The sequence below is a fragment of the Synechococcus sp. CS-197 genome, assembly GCF_025128215.1.
Classification (GTDB): domain Bacteria; phylum Cyanobacteriota; class Cyanobacteriia; order PCC-6307; family Cyanobiaceae; genus Synechococcus_C.
On record NZ_JAHLZC010000020.1, the window covers coordinates 138,999 to 154,251 of the forward strand.

Here is a 15,253-nt window from a genome sequence, read left to right on the forward strand (position 1 = left end):
CTGATGGTTCGCTCCATGCCATTTCGCGGCGGGCGACCTCAGGCGCCCACGGCTCCGACTCGGCGTCAGCTGGCTTCCCAAGAAGGTTCGGCGTCGACATCCACCGGGGCCTCGATTCCCTTAACCCGCTCGGCGACGCGTTCCTCGGCTCTGCAGCGCCGTCAAGCCCTCACCACTGCCGGTAAGGCCGCTGTTGTGAATTCAGGATCCGTCACTGCTGGACGGGTTCGTAATCAGCAAGATCGCCCTGCACGCTCGAGTCAACAGCCCTCTTGGGTGAAAAAGTCGTCTCAGTCGACGTCAACACCTGTCAATCTCAGCCGCTCCTCCCTTCCTTGGACTGTTGAGGTTCACCCCCTAACGGATCAACAGCTCAACGATCAGCTTCAGTCTTACGAACATGAGGTGAAAGGCAGGTTTGATCGAATCGTTCCTGTGCTCAAACAGGTCTCGGTTCTGCAGCATGAGCCTGATTTCATCACGCAGGCGCAACGACTGGCGCGGTCGGAACTCGGCTTTGATCTGCCTGATCACATCCTTGAACAGTCCTGGGTTCGTCCCTTGGACATGAGAGCACTGTTTGCTTGGTGCGTTTTTCAATCCCACCAGCAGTTCAGTGATCACTTCTTTCAGGAAGATCCTCTTCATGGCGCCGCTGGGAGTGCCAATGCAGAAGCATTTGAGGCTTTTCTGCTCGAGTGCGGATTCCATTTACTGGATGTTTCTCCCTGCGCAGACGGCCGATTGGCTCACACCATTGCCTATGCACTGCGCATTCCCTTCAGTGCAGTGCGCCGGCGTTCCCATGCCGGTGCGATGTTCGATGTTGAAAACACCGTGAATCGGTGGGTCAAGACTGAGCATCGCCGCTTTCGTGAGCAGGTTCCCAATGAAGCGCATGCCGACACGCGTTATCTGAAAGTGGTGGCTTACCACTTCAGTTCCGTTGATCCTTTGCACCAAGGCTGTGCAGCCCACGGCAGCGATGATTCCCTGGCGGCATCTTCCGGACTTCGTCGCTTACTTGATTTCAAAGAGGCCGTGGAAAACAGCTTCTGTTGCGGCGCATCCGTTGATCTGCTCCTGATCGGTCTTGATACCGATACAGATGCGATCCGTGTGCATGTTCCCGATCAGTCAGGCGAGATTCGACTTGATCAATGGCTGTGTGCCAAAGCCCTTTACGACAGCACGGTGTCCATGACACCGCAGCAGGCCCATGAAGCCGTTGAGGCTTCTGTGAAAACCCACGTGGCTTCAGCTCCCGCGGCTGGCATGGTGCGCTTTATCTCCCGTTTGCTGATGAACAACTTCTCCCAGCAGGACTATGTTCGCTCTCAGCATCGAGGACCTTATCCCGATGCGGGGCATGCCGAGCGATTCATCGGTGTTGGGATTGGTTTCAAGGAAGTTCATCTTCGTAATCTCACTTACTTTGCGCACCTGGACACGGTTGAACAGGGGGCTCCAGATCTGGATGTGGGAGTGAAAATTTTCAAGGGTTTGAATGTATCCCGCGACCTCCCTATCCCTGTTGTGGTGCGTTTCGATTATTCAGGAAAAGTTCCCGGTGCCCGCGACCGGGCGATTGCTGACTGCCATCGCATCCAATCGGCGATCCACGATCGCTATTCCCCTTTGGTGAGCCAGGGTTTGTTGCATACCCTGCTGACCGTTCGCGACCGCGATCAGCCCCATTCCGCTGTTGTGGTTGGTTCAACCCTTGATCCAGTTCAACAGGAGGCTCACTGATCATGTTGATCGTCAAGGTCATCAAGCCGCTCGTGTCCACCAATCGGATTCCGGATTTCGAGCACAAGCATCTTCAAGTCGTGCAAGACGGCAGTACAAAGAAAGTTGCGGTGGATGCGGTCGGTGCCAAACCAGGCGACTGGGTGATCTGCGTGAGCAGTTCGGCTGCTCGTGAAGCTGCAGGCAGCAAGTCTTATCCCAGCGATCTCACGATTGTGGGAATCATCGACCACTGGGAACCAGACCCTCCCAAGTCTCCGGCAACCCCGTCAGCTCCGACGACGCCATCGACGCCCGCACCACCATCAGCGCCTCCAGGGAATTCCTCGGGAGGTCAGAGCGCCTAATGGAAATCATGCAGGTGATGGGAACACTGGTGTGCAGCTTCCGCGTGGCGGGACTGGACCACATGCACCTGCGTGTTTTGCGCAATTCCAAGGGCAAGAAATTGGTGGCAGTGGATCCTGTGGGTGCCCGTGAGGGCAACTGGGTGTTCACCGCCAGTGGTTCCGCAGCCCGGCATGCCTGCCCGGACAACAAGGTTCTCACCGATCTCACGATCGGCGGCATTATCGATTTCTGGAATCCGGACGGATAGGGAGTCTTCCCTCTCTCCTCCGTTTCCGTTCCGCTTCCACACCGCGAATTCCATGGCTACCCCTTCTTCTTCCCCTCGTCGTCGCACCACTCGCAGCAGTGCTGCTGCGAACAAGACTGTTGATGTGAAGCCGGTGGCCGCCTCTGCCCCCGCTGCTGCCGCTCCCGCTTCAGCAGCTCCCGCCTCAGCAGCTCCCGCTGCAAGCACCATTCCAGCGGCATCGTCTGGTTCATCATCCAGTGGGTCAGCGGCCTCCCGTTCTTCCGCTGGTCGTTCCTCGACAACGACCCGTCGCTCCACGACCAGCAACCGTGCAGCCGCTGGATCCGGCGGGAGAGGCAGCGTGGCGAAGCCTGGCCCGGCGTCTCCTGCTCCAGCGGCTCAGCCCGTGCAGGGAATCGCTTTGGGGATGATTGAAACGCGGGGCATGGTTCCTGCGATCGAAGCGGCAGATGCGATGACGAAGGCTGCTGAAGTCACCCTGATCAGTCGTGAGTACGTCGGGGGCGGCTATGTGACCGTGATGGTGCGTGGAGAAACCGGTGCAGTGAATGCCTCCGTTCGTGCGGGTGCTGACGCCTGTGAGCGTGTTGGAGATGGTCTGGTGGCTGCTCATATCATCGCCAGGCCTCACCAGGAAGTTGAACCCGCTCTGATTCCCACCCATGTGCGTCGACGGGGTTGAACCGGGGGCCCACTCCCCAACATTTCAGGGTAGATTCCCCGGCCAACACGCCCTACGTAGATCGCTACGGTCTCGTTGCCTTTGACTTCAGCACTGACGCTGCCACTTCAGACCGCCTGGCTCATTCCCCTCTACGGGTTGGCCGGGATGCTCGTGTCACTTCCCTGGGCTTTCGGCTGGTTCCGTCGGGATGCCCACAAACCCCCTGCGTATCTCAACATCCTGTTGACGCTGATTGCGGTGGTCCATGGCAGCCTGGTACTCAGGGACGTGATGCTCACTGGGCCTGCCTTGATCCAGGTGCCCTGGCTCTCAGTTGCTGATCTCGATCTCGAAATCAGTTTTAGCCTTTCACTCACCAATGTCTCCGCGCTCGAGCTGATTACTGGCTTGAGCCTCTTGTCCCAGATTTATTCACTTGGATACATGGACAAAGAATGGGCTTTGGCTCGGTTCTTTGCGCTTCTTGGCTTTTTCGAAGGGGCCATGTCTGGTGTCGTCCTCAGTGACTCCCTCTTTCAGAGTTATTTCCTGTTGGAAATGTTGACTCTGTCAACTTATTTGCTCGTTGGTTTTTGGTATGCACAGCCACTGGTTGTGACTGCGGCACGTGATGCATTTCTAACCAAAAGAGTTGGAGATGTGCTGCTTTTGATGAGTGTTGTGGCGGTCACGGCATGGTCGGGTGTGACGAGCTTTGAGGACCTTTACACCTGGTCTGCACAGAAGACACTCCTCCCACTCTCCGCAACTCTCCTCGGACTGGGCCTGATTGCTGGACCCACTGGAAAGTGTGCGCAATTCCCCATGCACCTTTGGTTGGATGAGGCGATGGAGGGTCCGAATCCAGCCTCCATTCTTCGTAATTCCGTGGTGGTGACCTGCGGAGCCATCGTTCTGCTGAAGGTGATGCCACTTCTCCAGAATGCACCTGTCACTTTGGTGGTTCTCCAGGTCATTGGCGTGATCAGCGCGATTGGCGGTTCGCTGGTGTCAATTGCTCAGGTGGATATCAAGCGCACACTCTCGTATTCCACAACCGCCTACCTGGGGCTTGTTTTTATTGCCATTTCCCTCCAGGTTCCTGTCCTGGCATTGCTTCTTCTCTATGCGCATGCGGTGTCGAAAGCACTGCTCTCGATGAGCGTTGGGGGAGTGATTGCTTCGACCAATTGTCAAGACATCACCGAACTCGGTGGATTGGCCAGTCGTATGCCAGCGACAACAGGTTCATTTCTGATCGGAGGTGCTGGACTCGTTGGCTTGTTGCCTTTGGGCGGCTTTCTCTGCCTTGCTCAGGCAGTGGAGTTGATTGGCGCTCGGGGAGTGATTTTCGTACCTGTTTTCCTGGCAACGAATGTTCTCACGGCTCTGAATCTCACCCGGGTGTTCAGGCAGGTGTTTTTAGGCCAGTCACTTGCAAAAACCAGGCGAGCTGCTGAGGTGAATTGGTTGATGGCACTACCCATGGTGGCGCTGTCTGTGATCGTGCTCTTAACCCCGCTTCTGCTCATTCGATTGGAATCTCTTGATGGGCTGTTGGCTTTCCCCTGGTGGGCTGCTGCGCTTGTGGTGATCAGTGGAATGGTCGGTCTTCTGGTTGGTGCTTTGATTCCGTTGAACAAGGCATGGTCTCGATCGCTCAACCCCCTGTTGCGTTGGTGCCAGGATTTGTTCGAAAACGACTTCTACACAGAACGCTTCTACAGGGTCACGATCGTGAATGTTGTGGCAAGCTTCGCGCGCTTGGCTGGTTGGTTTGATCGCAATGTTGTTGATGGAATCCTTCACGGCTTGGCTAGATTCTCCCTCCAGTCAGCTGAAGGACTCAAACTGAGCATCAGTGGTCAGACGCAATCGTATGTACTCACCGTGATTGCGGCGATCGTGATTCTCTTGTCTTCTTTGAGTTGGATTTTGAACTGAGGGTGCCATGCTGACGATTCTTCTTTTAATTCCATTTCTCGGAGCGCTGGTGATCAGTGTTCTCCCGTCTGATGAGTCCGGGAGGAACCGGTCTCTCGCGCTCCTCACCCTTGCTGTTCAGTGTGTCGTTAGCTTTGCCTTATTGATTCCCTTCCAGGCATCAGAGACTGGTCAGCAGCTTGTTGACAGTGTGCCTTGGCTCCCAGTGGTCGGTCTTGATTTCAGCCTTGGTGTGGATGGACTGTCTTTACCCCTGGTGTTGATGAATGCGGTTCTCTGTTTGGTTGCCGCTTTGGCATCGCGTTCTGTAGAGAATCGTTCCAGGCTTTATTTTTCTTTGATTTTGGTGATCAGTGGTGCTGTTAATGGAGCGTTCCTGGCGCAAAATTTACTGCTGTTCTTTATCTTTTACGAGCTGGAATTGATTCCTTTGTGGCTCCTGATCGCTATCTGGGGAGGTGCGAATCGAGCCTATGCCTCAACCAAGTTCCTGATTATCACAGCTGTTTCAGGAGTCTTGATTCTTGGCGCTTTCCTGGGCATCGCCTTGGTCACAGGGACGGCAGATTTTGGCGTCAGCCCCATCCTTGCTGGCCAGATGAGCCTCGTGACGCAGCTCGTTCTGATGGGTGCGCTCTTGATCGGGTTTGGCATCAAGATCCCGCTGTTTCCTTTTCACACCTGGCTGCCTGACGCTCACACCGAGGCATCAACCCCTGTTTCTGTGTTGCTCGCAGGGGTCCTCCTCAAGTTGGGCACCTACGGCCTCCTGCGTTTCTGTCTGGGGCTCTTCCCCGAAGCTTGGTCGTATGCAGCCCCATGGCTCGCGGGCTGGGCAGCGATCTCGGTGTTGTACGGATCTCTCGCTGCGATTGCGCAAACAGATATGAAACGCATGGTGGCTTATAGCTCTGTTGGACACATGGGGTATGTGTTGCTTGCGGCCGCTGCAGCAACACCCATGGCCATCATGGGTGCTCTTTTCCAGATGGTGAGTCATGGCCTGATCTCTGCTGTGTTGTTTCTGGCGGTTGGGGTTGTTTATGAACGAACGGGAACTCGCGATCTCAATGTTCTTCGAGGGCTGTTGAACCCACAGAGAGGCTTGCCCCTTACAGGGACACTCATGATTATTGGCGTGATGGCCAGTGCGGGGATTCCTGGAATGGCAGGCTTCATCTCTGAGTTTTTGATCTTCAAGGGAAGTTTCGAGCCTTTCCCTCTGGCGACTCTGCTGTCGATGATTGGTTCTGGTCTCACTGCCGTTTACTTCCTTCTGCTTGTGAATCGCGCCTTCTTTGGGCGGCTTGCCACGGCTTCTGGCGGCACACCCAATCCGTCGATTCTCAGTAAGGTTTCCTTCGGGCAGCAGATCCCTGGTCTGTCGATGTCCGTGCTGATTCTTATCCTTGGTTTGGCCCCCCATCTCCTTGTGGGACTGAGCCAGGCAGCCACCACCCAGCTCAGCGAACTTGCCGCGCTGGTCCCTTCTGGAGGACTCGCATGACCACCACAGTTCAGCCGTTGCTCCAAAATGCGGCCCAGGGCCTTCCTGAGCAGGACGAGCTCGTTCGCCGTCTGTTGTCCGATAGTCCTCTTCTTGCTGACACCTCAGATCACTTGCTGCAGGTGGTCAATGTGCTGGAGAGTTATGGCCTTGTTCTTGATGCTTATAGTCGCAATCTGATTCACCAGGGAAAGACTCAGCTTCTGAATCCTTTCCCTGTGATGCGGTTTTTCCACGAAGGTTTTTCTGTTGAGCGTCTTTGGGAGCATCTTCTTGGAGACCGCATTAATTTTGAATACGCTGAATATTGCCAAAAAGCAATGTTTTGGCACGGCACCGGTGGAATGGATGCCTATTTCGATACGGATGAATTTGAGAATGCCTGTCAACAGGTAATTCGTTTGCGCAGTCGTCGCGATCCTCTGCTGCGACTTGTGAATGCTCTTTATCCAGGATTCGCGCCAGAAGCGATCCGTTCAATGACAACGATTTATGCCCTTGGCCTGTTCTGGCGGGTCATGAGTGATGTGTTTATTGATCTTGCCCGTCGCTATCGAATCGGCGAAGTTGCCTGTGTTCTCGATGTTGTGCATCACATCCGCGATGGACTTGTTGCTGCAGCCGGAAACCCAATCACCTATGAAGTGACTCTAGGGAAAGAGTCTGTGTGGCTTCTGCCTCCAAAAGCAGGGCTGACGTTCCTTGTGGATGTGGCGGTCCCTTATGTGGAGGCTGTCTTTTTTCGTGGCATGCCTTTTCTTGGAACGGTTTCCTACAACGCACAAGCGCGTCAGATTTCCCCTGATCAAAGTCAATTCAAATACGGCGCGTTGTACGCCGACCCCGTTCCCAGCATGGGTGCTGGCATTCCGCCAAGCCTTTGCATGCAGGACATGTTCCGCAATCTTCCTGACGAGCTGAGTTCCTGGTACGAATCCCATGGCCGCTCCGATGCTGACGTGCATGTGCAGATCTGTGTGAGTTTTCAGAAATCCATGTTCTGCGTCACGAACGCAGCCATTGCAGGCACCATGCCCCATCCTCTTGATAGTGAAGATCCCAGTCACCAGGAGGCGAACAGGGCCTATGCAGAGGCCTGGGCCGGTCGTTTGATGGGATGCCAGCGAGGGGCTCTCCTTTAGCTTTCTCCCAGTTGGTTTGATACTGGGATGGATCAGTGGAGCGAGCGTCAGCGTCCGGTTTGTTTGGAGAAGCGCTTCGAGTTCTCAACCTACGGCGACACAAGGGATTTTCTTGATCGGCTTGGTCATTTGAGTGAAGCTCAAGATCGTTTCCCCGATCTCAGTTTCGGCAAAACCTATGTGAACGTAACCCTGCGTCCTGCGAGTGACGATGTTGATGCAGCATTGACAGCTGATGACCATACATTCGCCCAACACATCGATGAGCTCATTGATTGATCTCGCAGCTTCTTTTGAGTCTTCCGGTGTCGCCGATGTGCTGCAGGGTCTTGACGAGGAGTTGATCGGTCTACGTCCGGTTAAGACCCGCATTCGTGAGATCGCCGCACTTTTGCTTGTTGATCAGGCTCGACGTCAACTCGACCTTGTGAGCACCGCCCCCAGTCTGCACATGTCCTTCACCGGGCAGCCGGGCACTGGCAAAACAACGGTGGCTCTTCGCATGTCATTGATCCTGCATCGTTTGGGTTATCTCAGGAAAGGGCATGTCGTGACTGTCACGCGTGATGATTTGGTGGGGCAATACGTTGGCCATACAGCGCCTAAAACAAAAGAGATGATCAAGAGAGCCCATGGAGGTGTTCTTTTTATTGACGAGGCTTATTACCTTTACAAGCCTGGCAATGAGCGGGATTACGGGGGTGAAGCGATTGAAATTCTCTTGCAGGAGATGGAGTCTCAGCGCAATGATTTTGTGGTGATTTTTGCTGGCTATAAAGATAAAATGGATGATTTTTATTTATCCAATCCCGGTTTGTCGTCCCGTGTAGCGCACCATATTGATTTTCCGGACTACACCGAGTCTGAGTTGCTGCAAATCACCACCTTGCTGCTTCATCAGCAGAACTATGAATTCAGTGCTGATGCCGTCGATGCCTTTCGGGCTTACATCGCCAGGCGTCGTCAGCTGCCTTTTTTCGCGAATGCCCGATCCATGCGCAACGCAGTGGATCGCCTACGCCTGAGGCAAGCCAATCGCCTCTTCTCGCAGATGCACACCCCTGTTCAACGGACGGACCTTGTCACGATTGAAGCTGGCGATGTTTTGTCCAGCCGTGTTTTTCAGGGCGTGGTGGAGGGAGCGGATCCCTCCATTCCCCTCACGGAGTCGCCCACGTTGTCTTGAGGAGCCCAGTCAGGTGGCGCTGGCCTGCTCGAGATCACGCCTGATTAATGCCATGAGGTACGAAGGCGCCTTGTAGCGGCCTGGAAGGCAGCGGTTGAGGGTCTCAAGGTGTCCCCAACACACCGTCCTCTCGATCTCTTTCACTTCGCGCCCTTCCTTCAGGAGTCTTCGTAAAGCCTTGCAGTACAAGGGGTAACCCGCTTCCAGTTCGCCGATGGTCAGCTTTGCCTGGGGCATGAGGGTTGCTCGGGTGCAACCCTCAACCTATGAAACCGTCGGTCAGCTGTTGGGTCCAAGGCCGGCGAGGTGAAGCGCCAGTTGGCTGCCGTGCGCCTCGGCGATCGCTTCGATGGTTGCAATCGGATCCTGCAACCAGCGAGCCACCTGCAGCATGGCCTTGAGGTCGAGGGGTTGCGCCATCGAAGGGTCGCTCGTACCGCTCAACCGGCATAACGTCATCCGCTCAACGCCTTGTTCCTCCAGCCAGAGTCGCAGTGGGAGGCTCAGTTGACGGTTGCAGGCTTCGATCCAGAGATCCCAGTCAGCTCCAACGTTCTCCCCTTGCTCGAGAGGAATCTGCAGGCTGATTTGCAAGCTTTCACTGGGATCGAGCAGGGTGACGCTGGCTCGGTGGGGGGTGAGTGCTGAATACAGACGCTGCCAGCCGTGATCCACAAGTGATCGGGTCGCTTCCTCGCGCGCTTGCAGCCAAGGGATCAAACGCTCAGGCGCTTGTGGATCGGCTTGTTCTGATGGATGCAGTAAGGCGTTCATAGTCGGTCTGGATCGATGTCGATCGACTTAAGGAACGCCCACAGCTGTCGGCCGTTCGCCCCCACACTTCATGGGGAGATCCGCATCGGTCGGGGCGTGATGCCGTTCAGCCCACGTAGGCAATGCAATCGATCTCAACCCGTGATCCCTTCGGCAATGCAGCCACCTGAACGCAGGCTCTGGCAGGACTCACTCCCTCGCCGAAGCATTCGCCATAGATCGCATTCACCGCTTGAAAATCGTTCAGATCCACCAGGTAAACCGTTGTGCGCACCACCCGCGATGGTGTGGTGCCGGCTGCCTGTAGGACAGCTTCAAGATTTTTCAGCACCTGGCGCGTTTCCGCTTCCACATCGCCCCCGCCCACCATCTCGCCGGTAGCGGGGTCGAGAGGAATCTGCCCTGAGCAATAAAGCCAACCATTGGCTTGCACGGCTTGGTTGTAGGGACCCACTGGAGCCGGAGCCTGGTCGGTGATCACGGCCTGAAGCGGCGCTGCGGACATGGTCGAGCTTCACAATGAAATGGCATCTTCGCGTTTCATGCCGATGGGGGCGTTGCCCGTCCAGATCGATGGCCTCTGGCATCGCTACAACGAATCCGTTGATGATTGGACTCTGCAGGGGATTGATCTCAAGCTTCACAACGGAGAGTTGGTGGGCTTGTTGGGGCCATCCGGTTGTGGCAAGACCACCTTGTTGCGGCTGATCGCCGGTTTTGAGACCCCTACCCGAGGGGCTGTGCGCCTCCACGGCCGCGAGGTGGCGACCCCTGGGCGATCCCTGGCGCCAGAGCGGCGCGGTGTGGGCATGGTGTTTCAGGACTATGCCTTGTTCCCGCATCTCAATGCCTGGGAGAACACCTGCTTTGGCCTACGCCGTGGTCAGGACACCAGCCGGGCCAGCTGGCTTCTGGAATTGCTCGGCCTCGAGCGGCTTCAGCAGCGCTATCCCCATGAGCTGTCAGGAGGACAGCGACAGCGCCTGGCCTTGGCACGGGCTCTGGCACCAGCCCCATCGGTGGTGCTCCTTGATGAGCCTTTCTCCAACCTTGATGTGGAGGTGAGGTTGCGCCTGCGCAGTGAACTTCCAGCCGTTCTCAGTGCTTGTGGTGCCAGCGGAGTGCTGGTGACCCATGACCCCGAAGAGGCACTGGCGATCTGTCATCGCGTGGCTGTTCTGCGCGATGGGGCGTTGCATCAGTGCGCCAGCCCAAGAGACCTTGTGGAATCACCGGCCACTCCCTTCGTCGGTCGCTTTGTGTTGCAGAGCAATGTGCTGCCGGTTTGGGCTGAGACCTCAGCGGGTTGTCTGCGCTGCCCTCTCGGTGATCTGGACGATCCCGAAGGATTTCGTGAGGGGGAGCTGCCCTCCGATGCCACCGTTCTCGTTGCGCCGGAAGCGATTGGATTGCACCCTGATCCTTCCGGTGAGGACTGCGTGATGGGCCGGGAATTCCTCGGCCATGGCTGGCTTTACAGAGTGCAGAGCGGTGAGCGTCAGCTTCGCCTTCTCAGACCTCTCTCCGACGATTACGAACGGGGACTGCGCTGTCGGTTGCAGCTTCAAGAGGGGGTGACCGTGCTGCTGCACCCGCAACGCAAGGTTCTCAGAAGCCTTTCCAATCGTCTTTGAGCTGGCGTAATCGACCGAGTTCAGCCGCAGATTGTGCGCGAAGAAAGAGGTTCGACCGATGCTCCTCCGCAAGCGTGCTCGGAATCGTGAGTTTGTGTTGCGTTCTCAGCGCAATGACGTCTTCGAGTCGTGCCTTGATCGCTCGGTCTTCAGGTTGCAGTGCATGGGCCCAGCGGAGATTGCCCTCGGTGTACTCGTGGGCGCAGTAAATGCGCGTGGACTCAGGCAGGGTGGCGAGTGTCTGCAAGGCCCGATGCATGTCGTCGGGTGTGCCCTCAAACAGGCGTCCGCATCCCCCACTGAACAGGGTGTCGCCGCAGAAGAGCGCAGGGGGGTGTCCGCCTGGCGAACAGCCCTCAGGAAGGAAAAAGGCGAGATGAGCACTGGTGTGCGCACGCACGTCGATGACGTCTACAGGCACACCAAGCAGAGTGAAGCGTGTGCCGGCAGCCACCGGTTGGGTCTGGAAAGGGATCCTGCCTCGATCCTGTCCTGAGGCGATCACCGCGGCGTCGGGCCATTGACGAAGAAGGTCGGGCGTGCCGCCGATGTGATCGGCGTGATGGTGGGTTTGGAGCACTGCGATCAGTGTCAGTCCCTTCTGCTGAAGTGCCTCGATCACTGGCTCGGCAACAGCGGGATCCACCACCACCGCTTCGGATCCACAAGACCAAATCCAGATGATGTTGTCCTGCAGGACAGGCAAAGGCGCGATCGCTCCCCTCTCCAGCGTCAGGCTCATCGTTAAAGTCCAATGGATTGCTCACGTCCATGATCACCGTTGCACTGGCCAAGGGCGCGCTGTTGCGGGAATCCGTTGAGCGCTTCCAAGCAGCCGGTCTGGATTTTTCAGCGGTGCTTGATCCGGATAATCGTCAATTGATGGTTCCCTCCACCTGCGGACGGGCCCGGGCTCTGCTCGTGCGTAATGGAGATGTGCCTGTGTACGTGGCTTACGGACAAGCCCAGCTTGGAATCGTCGGCTACGACGTGCTGCGTGAACATCAAATGCCCGTGGCCCATCTCGTGGATCTGGGTTTCGGAGGTTGCAGGATGTCTGTGGCTGTGAAGAACACCAGCGGTTACACCAGAGCCACTGATCTCCCTCCGCACTGCAGGGTGGCCAGCAAGTTCACCCGTTGTGCACGTCAGTATTTCGATTCCATCGATCTTCCTGTGGAACTGGTGCATCTCACAGGTTCTGTGGAGCTCGGACCGATCACGGGAATTGCTGAAGCCATTGTCGACCTCGTGGCCACCGGTCGCACCCTGCGTGACAACGGTTTGGTGGCCATCGAGGATCTTTTTCACACGACAGCTCGCCTTGTCGGCCATCCGCTTGCTCTGCGACTCGATCAAGGCGAGCTTCAAAGCATCATCGATGTGATGCAGCGCTCGCCGCATGATGCGGTGGGTGTGAACTGATGGCTGGATCAGATCTGCAGCGAATCCGCCGTTTGGGGCGTTATTTGGGTCGTGATCGTCGCCGCCTTCTGCTGACGCTGACGTTATTGGTTCCCTTGGCATTGGCTGGAGCGATCCAGCCTCTCCTGGTGGGTCAGGCCATTTCAGTTCTGCGCAGTGTGGCCGGAGCCACGAATGAGTCGGTTCTTCCTGCTCTTCAAAGCCTCGACAGCACGATGGCCATTCGCCTGATCATCGGCACCCTGTTTTTGTCTGTTCTGCTGCGTTTAGCTCTGCAGGGATATCAATCGTTCAATATTCAAACCGTGGGGCAGCGTCTTACGGCACGGATCCGGCGTGATTTGTTTGCGCATGCCATGGATCTTTCGCTCCGGTTCCATGACCGCATGCCCGTGGGCAAGCTTCTCACCAGGCTGACCAGTGATGTGGACGCTCTGGCTGAAGTGTTCGGCAGTGGAGCTGTGGGTGTGCTCGGCGATCTGGTGTCCCTCACGGTGATTGCCATCTCCATGCTGCTGATTGAGTGGCGCCTCGGCTTGCTTCTGCTCGTGACGCAAGTTCCGGTCACTTTGTTCATCCTCTGGCTGCAGCGTCGCTATCGGAAGGCGAATTACAGGGTTCGAGAAGAGCTCTCCCAGCTCAATGCTGACTTCCAGGAAAATCTTCAGGGATTGGAAGTGGTTCAGATGTACAGGCGGGAAGCCTTTAACGGTGTCCGGTTTGAGACCACTGGTCTGGCTTACCGAAGGGCCGTGAATGGAACGATCTTCTACGACAGCAGCATTTCCGCCTTTCTGGAATGGGTGTCGCTCGGTGCCGTCGCGATCGTTCTGGCACTGGGTGGATGGATGGTGACAGCAGGAGCGATGGGATTAGGCACGCTCACCACATTCATCCTCTATTCACAACGTTTGTTTGATCCTCTTCGCCAGATGGCGGAACGCTTCACGCAGATCCAGGGTGGGCTGACGGCGGTGGAGCGCATTGGTGAGTTGCTCGAGGAGCCCCTCGAGATCCAGACGCAACCCATGACCACCGCTGGCACGCAGCCCTCCACCCCCACCCAACCCCTTCAACTCATCCGGGCGCCTCGGGGGGAAGTGGTGTTCGAAAACGTGCATTTCGCCTATCGCCCTGACGAGCCGATCATCGAGGACCTCAGTTTCCGCATTGCACCGGGCGAGCATGTGGCGTTGGTCGGTCCGACCGGTTCCGGGAAGACCACCGTGATCCGGTTGCTCTGCCGCCTGTACGAGCCCCAACAGGGGAGAATCCTTCTCGATGGTCAAGACATCCGCACCTTGTCGCTGTCTGAGTTGCGCCATCAGCTCGGTGTGGTTCTTCAAGACACATTTCTCTTCAGCGGCAGCATCGCCGACAATCTGCGCCTCGATCAGGTCATCAACGAGCAGAAGCTGGAAGAGATCTGCAGGGATCTCGGTCTCGGTGGCCTCCTTCAGCGTCTGCCGGAGGGACTCGACACTGAACTGCGGGAACGGGGAGGAAATCTCAGTTCGGGAGAGAGGCAGCTGTTGGCTGTGGCCCGGGTGGCCATTCGCAATCCAACCGTGTTGGTGATGGATGAAGCCACTGCGTTCCTCGACCCTTCCACGGAAGCCACGTTGCAACGGGATCTGGATCGGCTGCTGGAACGACGCACAGCTGTGGTGATTGCGCACCGTTTGGCCACCGTGGAGGCCGCCGATCGAATTCTGGTGCTGCGTCGTGGTCGCCTGGTGGAGCAGGGAAGCCATCTCCAGCTTCGGGCTCAGGGTGGCTTGTACGCCGAACTGGCTGAACTTCAGGAGCGTGGTTTGGCCAGGCTCTGAGCAATCAGCCAAGTTTCAATCTCGTTGCACAACATGTCTGGTTGCTCCTGCATCGGCAGATGCCCGCAGTTGGCAATTTCTCGGTACTCGTGAGCAGGGCTGTATCCGGCCAGGTGGCGGACATACCCAGGTTCCATGACCTTGTCGCGCTCCCCACTGATCCAGAGGCTGTTTACGGATAGCTGCGTCACCATCTCCGGCAGCTGGCGTACAGCGGCTCTGCTGGTGCTGTTCACAAGCAGGCCACGGGCCGCACGACCCTCGGCACGCACCGGACCCAAGTGTCCGAGAGGGGGAGGAAGCCTTTGCAGGACCTCCGGTCGCAGCTCAACCACGCGCCGGCCGATCGCGCGCAGTTGCCGGAACGGTTTGGGCTGATAAATGCCTCCTCCGGCTGCCACACAAACCAGACCTTGCAAGCCTGGGGTGGCATTCCCGCGCAGTTCCGCTTCCGCGTGCAGCACAACGCTTCCTCCGAGGGAATGACCCATGAGGATGAAGGGCCGACCTCCTGCTCGCTCCTGTGCCTGTGCAGCCAACCAGCGTCCGTAGGCAGCCAGAGTTGGCAGAAGAGCCTTAGGGCGGCTCCGCTCTCCGAAGCCCGGCAGGTCAGGGCACCACAAGCGGACAGGGATTCCCCTCTGTTCCCACCTCTGCACAAAGGGTTCCCAAACCCGTCGGCTCAGCATCCAGCCATGCACGGCGATCAGGAGGGGAGCGTCGTTCATCACAGCATCAGAGGCCCGACCAGCCTGCCGTGTTCTCGGCCTATGGTGCGACAAGATCACTCCAACG

The 15,253-nt window shown here is 57.0% G+C and carries 17 protein-coding genes; 12 read left to right on the top strand and 5 right to left on the bottom strand.

Features of this window, described 5'->3' with window-relative positions:
* Positions 1 to 3 precede the first annotated feature (3 nt).
* From KQ296_RS09665 to cbbX, 9 genes are all read left to right on the top strand, one after another.
* Positions 4 to 1,752: a carboxysome shell carbonic anhydrase gene (locus tag KQ296_RS09665; protein ID WP_011932590.1), complete on the top strand. Its 1,749-nt coding sequence runs from the start codon at positions 4 to 6 to the stop codon at positions 1,750 to 1,752.
* A 2-nt stretch (positions 1,753 to 1,754) separates the two neighbouring features.
* The gene (locus KQ296_RS09670; RefSeq protein ID WP_011932591.1) at positions 1,755 to 2,099 is read left to right on the top strand and encodes a carboxysome peptide A; all 345 of its coding nucleotides are present in this window, start codon (positions 1,755 to 1,757) and stop codon (positions 2,097 to 2,099) included.
* Complete coding sequence (locus tag KQ296_RS09675; RefSeq protein WP_011932592.1) at positions 2,099 to 2,350, top strand: carboxysome peptide B; 252 nt, start codon at positions 2,099 to 2,101, stop codon at positions 2,348 to 2,350. Before KQ296_RS09670 ends, KQ296_RS09675 begins: the two co-directional genes overlap by 1 nt.
* 52 nt (positions 2,351 to 2,402) lie before the next feature.
* The gene (locus KQ296_RS12710; protein WP_041428403.1) at positions 2,403 to 3,035 is read left to right on the top strand and encodes a BMC domain-containing protein; all 633 of its coding nucleotides are present in this window, start codon (positions 2,403 to 2,405) and stop codon (positions 3,033 to 3,035) included.
* Positions 3,036 to 3,116: 81 nt separating this feature from the next.
* A complete protein-coding gene (locus KQ296_RS09685; RefSeq protein WP_011932594.1) occupies positions 3,117 to 4,961 on the top strand; it encodes an NAD(P)H-quinone oxidoreductase subunit F in 1,845 nt (614 codons plus the stop codon).
* A gap of 7 nt (positions 4,962 to 4,968) precedes the next feature.
* Positions 4,969 to 6,468 (top strand): NADH-quinone oxidoreductase subunit M, encoded by a 1,500-nt coding sequence (locus KQ296_RS09690; RefSeq protein ID WP_011932595.1) that lies wholly within the window; start codon positions 4,969 to 4,971, stop codon positions 6,466 to 6,468.
* Complete coding sequence (locus tag KQ296_RS09695) at positions 6,465 to 7,610, top strand: CO2 hydration protein (RefSeq protein ID WP_011932596.1); 1,146 nt, start codon at positions 6,465 to 6,467, stop codon at positions 7,608 to 7,610. Before KQ296_RS09690 ends, KQ296_RS09695 begins: the two co-directional genes overlap by 4 nt.
* A 27-nt stretch (positions 7,611 to 7,637) precedes the next feature.
* Positions 7,638 to 7,889: a 4a-hydroxytetrahydrobiopterin dehydratase gene (locus tag KQ296_RS09700; protein ID WP_011932597.1), complete on the top strand. Its 252-nt coding sequence runs from the start codon at positions 7,638 to 7,640 to the stop codon at positions 7,887 to 7,889.
* Entirely contained in the window at positions 7,873 to 8,796 is a 924-nt protein-coding gene (gene cbbX / locus KQ296_RS09705; RefSeq protein ID WP_011932598.1) for a CbbX protein, read from the top strand. The genes KQ296_RS09700 and cbbX overlap by 17 nt, the downstream gene beginning before the upstream one ends.
* Positions 8,797 to 8,805: 9 nt before the next feature.
* On the opposite strand, the gene KQ296_RS09710 is transcribed toward cbbX, so the two are convergent.
* The 3 genes from KQ296_RS09710 to KQ296_RS09720 all read right to left on the bottom strand — a co-directional run bounded on the left by KQ296_RS09710 (position 8,806) and on the right by KQ296_RS09720 (position 10,075).
* The gene (locus KQ296_RS09710) at positions 8,806 to 9,033 is read right to left on the bottom strand and encodes a DUF3136 domain-containing protein (protein ID WP_011932599.1); all 228 of its coding nucleotides are present in this window, start codon (positions 9,031 to 9,033) and stop codon (positions 8,806 to 8,808) included.
* Between the two features lie 42 nt (positions 9,034 to 9,075).
* On the bottom strand, positions 9,076 to 9,570 hold the full coding sequence (locus KQ296_RS09715; RefSeq protein WP_011932600.1) for a hypothetical protein: 495 nt from the start codon (positions 9,568 to 9,570) through the stop codon (positions 9,076 to 9,078).
* A 106-nt stretch (positions 9,571 to 9,676) separates the two neighbouring features.
* A complete protein-coding gene (locus tag KQ296_RS09720) occupies positions 9,677 to 10,075 on the bottom strand; it encodes a RidA family protein (RefSeq protein WP_011932601.1) in 399 nt (132 codons plus the stop codon).
* Here KQ296_RS09720 and KQ296_RS09725 point away from each other — a divergent pair.
* Positions 10,074 to 11,204 carry an ABC transporter ATP-binding protein gene (locus tag KQ296_RS09725; RefSeq protein ID WP_011932602.1) on the top strand — a complete coding sequence of 377 codons (1,131 nt, stop codon included), beginning with the start codon at positions 10,074 to 10,076 and terminating at the stop codon, positions 11,202 to 11,204. The two genes, KQ296_RS09720 and KQ296_RS09725, sit on opposite strands and share 2 nt — an antisense overlap.
* On the opposite strand, the gene gloB is transcribed toward KQ296_RS09725, so the two are convergent.
* Positions 11,179 to 11,946: a hydroxyacylglutathione hydrolase gene (gene gloB / locus KQ296_RS09730; protein WP_011932603.1), complete on the bottom strand. Its 768-nt coding sequence runs from the start codon at positions 11,944 to 11,946 to the stop codon at positions 11,179 to 11,181. The two genes, KQ296_RS09725 and gloB, sit on opposite strands and share 26 nt — an antisense overlap.
* A 29-nt stretch (positions 11,947 to 11,975) precedes the next feature.
* Here gloB and hisG point away from each other — a divergent pair, with 29 nt between their 5' ends.
* Both hisG and KQ296_RS09740 read left to right on the top strand, forming a co-directional pair.
* Positions 11,976 to 12,629, top strand: a complete 654-nt coding sequence (gene hisG / locus KQ296_RS09735; RefSeq protein ID WP_011932604.1) for an ATP phosphoribosyltransferase — start codon at positions 11,976 to 11,978, stop codon at positions 12,627 to 12,629.
* Positions 12,629 to 14,458, top strand: a complete 1,830-nt coding sequence (locus KQ296_RS09740) for an ABC transporter ATP-binding protein (RefSeq protein WP_011932605.1) — start codon at positions 12,629 to 12,631, stop codon at positions 14,456 to 14,458. The genes hisG and KQ296_RS09740 overlap by 1 nt, the downstream gene beginning before the upstream one ends.
* Here the strand turns inward: KQ296_RS09740 and KQ296_RS09745 are convergent.
* Positions 14,431 to 15,186, bottom strand: a complete 756-nt coding sequence (locus KQ296_RS09745) for an alpha/beta fold hydrolase (protein ID WP_011932606.1) — start codon at positions 15,184 to 15,186, stop codon at positions 14,431 to 14,433. The genes KQ296_RS09740 and KQ296_RS09745 overlap by 28 nt on opposite strands.
* Between the last annotated feature and the right edge of the window lie 67 nt (positions 15,187 to 15,253).

Coding starts and splice junctions, on each gene's coding strand:
- KQ296_RS09665 (WP_011932590.1), top strand. CDS start 4: ATGGTTCGCTCCATGCCATTTCGCGGCGGGCGACCTCAGGCGCCCACG.
- KQ296_RS09670 (WP_011932591.1), top strand. CDS start 1,755: ATGTTGATCGTCAAGGTCATCAAGCCGCTCGTGTCCACCAATCGGATT.
- KQ296_RS09675 (WP_011932592.1), top strand. CDS start 2,099: ATGGAAATCATGCAGGTGATGGGAACACTGGTGTGCAGCTTCCGCGTG.
- KQ296_RS12710 (WP_041428403.1), top strand. CDS start 2,403: ATGGCTACCCCTTCTTCTTCCCCTCGTCGTCGCACCACTCGCAGCAGT.
- KQ296_RS09690 (WP_011932595.1), top strand. CDS start 4,969: ATGCTGACGATTCTTCTTTTAATTCCATTTCTCGGAGCGCTGGTGATC.
- KQ296_RS09695 (WP_011932596.1), top strand. CDS start 6,465: ATGACCACCACAGTTCAGCCGTTGCTCCAAAATGCGGCCCAGGGCCTT.
- KQ296_RS09700 (WP_011932597.1), top strand. CDS start 7,638: ATGGATCAGTGGAGCGAGCGTCAGCGTCCGGTTTGTTTGGAGAAGCGC.
- cbbX (WP_011932598.1), top strand. CDS start 7,873: ATGAGCTCATTGATTGATCTCGCAGCTTCTTTTGAGTCTTCCGGTGTC.
- KQ296_RS09710 (WP_011932599.1), bottom strand. CDS start 9,033: ATGCCCCAGGCAAAGCTGACCATCGGCGAACTGGAAGCGGGTTACCCC.
- KQ296_RS09715 (WP_011932600.1), bottom strand. CDS start 9,570: ATGAACGCCTTACTGCATCCATCAGAACAAGCCGATCCACAAGCGCCT.
- KQ296_RS09725 (WP_011932602.1), top strand. CDS start 10,074: ATGGTCGAGCTTCACAATGAAATGGCATCTTCGCGTTTCATGCCGATG.
- KQ296_RS09720 (WP_011932601.1), bottom strand. CDS start 10,075: ATGTCCGCAGCGCCGCTTCAGGCCGTGATCACCGACCAGGCTCCGGCT.
- gloB (WP_011932603.1), bottom strand. CDS start 11,946: ATGAGCCTGACGCTGGAGAGGGGAGCGATCGCGCCTTTGCCTGTCCTG.
- hisG (WP_011932604.1), top strand. CDS start 11,976: ATGATCACCGTTGCACTGGCCAAGGGCGCGCTGTTGCGGGAATCCGTT.
- KQ296_RS09740 (WP_011932605.1), top strand. CDS start 12,629: ATGGCTGGATCAGATCTGCAGCGAATCCGCCGTTTGGGGCGTTATTTG.
- KQ296_RS09745 (WP_011932606.1), bottom strand. CDS start 15,186: ATGAACGACGCTCCCCTCCTGATCGCCGTGCATGGCTGGATGCTGAGC.